Origin of the sequence: uncultured Campylobacter sp. (assembly GCF_938030685.1) — a bacterium.
Classification (GTDB): domain Bacteria; phylum Campylobacterota; class Campylobacteria; order Campylobacterales; family Campylobacteraceae; genus Campylobacter_B.
The window spans coordinates 1-1787 of record NZ_CALHHX010000159.1; the positions used below are offsets into that span (position 1 = coordinate 1).

The following is a 1787-nucleotide window of genomic DNA, read 5'->3' on the forward strand; positions in this document are numbered from 1 at the left end:
TGTGGAATTTGGCTGATGTCCGCGGGGATTTTGTCTTTTTGCATTTGCATTTTTACCGCCTTTCTCGGTTATTTTAGCTCAAATTTTGCTTTTTTACTCCGTAGCGTTTTAAATTTAATGAAGCGGGCTTTTTGGCTTGCTTCTTTTTTGGCAGACAAGCGATCCCGATTTTGCATTAAATTTTTAAAAATGAATACTTACCGGCTCTTGCAATTTTATCGATAAAATTTTTGGCAGGCTAAATTTAACGCTTCTTTTCTAGCTAAATTTAGCTTCAAAATTTATCCTGCTTCATTCATAAAATAAGGCAACCAAGCTAAAGCTCATCTGTTTTATCCACCCGCACGAACGCCCAGTGCATAAAATCCCGCTTTGGCTCGTATTTGCCGCTGTTAAAATACTCCGCTAGTCGCGCCTCCTCCGTGCCGCTTAGCTCGCTGCCGAGCATCCAGCGTATCCTTTGGACGAACTCCTCCGCGCTGCTCGGTGCGCCGCCGTGGCACGGGGCTTTGATGTAGCTGAGGCTCGGCAGATAGCCCATTTGAAATAAAATATTGATGAGATAGACGAAGTCGGGCTTTTGCTCCACTTCGCGCCCTATCGCGTCCAAAATATCCCCGTCCACGAAGCTGCCTCCCACCTTAAACGTGATGTAAAGCGATTTTTTAGTCTTTGAAAGAAGCTTTTTAAGCGCGGCTTTTAGATCGTCCACCTCAAGGCAGCGCGAGGCGAAAACGACGTCGCACGCGGGCACGTCAGACCAGTCGTCCTCGAAGGCTTTTTGCGCAAATTTCGCATTTTTCGCGCCGTAGGCTTTAGCGTTCTCGCGGGCGAATTCCAGCATTTTGGGCGAAAAATCGTAGCCGTAAATTTGATCCGCCTTTTGCGCCGCTAGCACGCTTAACGCGCCCGCGCCGCACGCGAAATCAAGCAGTGTAGAAACGCCCGTAAAATCAACCTTATCTATAAATTCTCGCGCGTAGGCGCTTTTCATCACACCCTCGTTGAAGCTTGGCGCCTTTTTATCCCAGTCCTCGGCAAATTTTTTGCCAAACGAGCTTCTTGCCTTTTGTGCCTTATAAAGCGCGTCAAAGTCGATCTCGTCGTAGTTTGAAGGTAAAATCATAATCTATCCTCATATCTTTCGTAGTTTATGCCGTAAATTTTATCGATATTTTCGGCGTTTATGAGCTGCTCGCTGCGCCCGAAAGCTAAAATTTCGCCGTCTTTTATAAACAGCGTCAAATTTGAAACGAACTTCGCGTGGCGCGGATAGTGCGTCGTTTGCACGAAGGTGTAGCCCTCATCGCCTAGCGCCTTGATCATCTCGAGCAGTTTGATCTGATTGCCAAAATCCAGCCCGTTGGTCGGCTCGTCCATAAAGATCACTTTCGCGCCCTGAACCAGCGTGCGCGCGATGTACGCCAGCTGCCGCTCGCCGCCGCTAACCTTTGTGTAGGGCGCGTTTTTTAGATGCGCGATACCCATCTTTTCCAGCGCCTGCTCGGCTAGCTTTTTATCCGCTGCGCTAAAGCTAGAAAACAGCGGCGTCCTGCATAGCGCGCCCATAAGCGCGACGTCAAAGACGCTGTAGTCGTACGACGGCGCGTGCGTCTGCGGTACGTAGGCGACGAGTGAGGCGAGCCCCTTTTTGCCGTAGTCGCACACGCTTTTACCGCCGATTAGCACCTCGCCCTCAAATTTTAAAAATCCGAGCATTATGCGAAGCAGGGTGCTTTTGCCGCTGCCGTTGGCGCCTAGGATGCTTAGCGTATCGCCCGTCGCGA

General features: G+C 49.7%; 2 protein-coding genes. Both read right to left on the bottom strand.

Translation table 11 applies throughout. The features are described from left to right. Nucleotides 1-316 precede the first annotated feature (316 nt). Nucleotides 317-1126: a class I SAM-dependent methyltransferase gene (locus Q0369_RS07175; protein WP_298097936.1), complete on the bottom strand. Its 810-nt coding sequence runs from the start codon at nucleotides 1124-1126 to the stop codon at nucleotides 317-319. After that, a partial coding sequence (locus Q0369_RS07180; protein WP_298097939.1) for an ABC transporter ATP-binding protein occupies nucleotides 1123-1787 on the bottom strand: 665 nt, incomplete at its 5' end. The genes Q0369_RS07175 and Q0369_RS07180, both read right to left, overlap by 4 nt.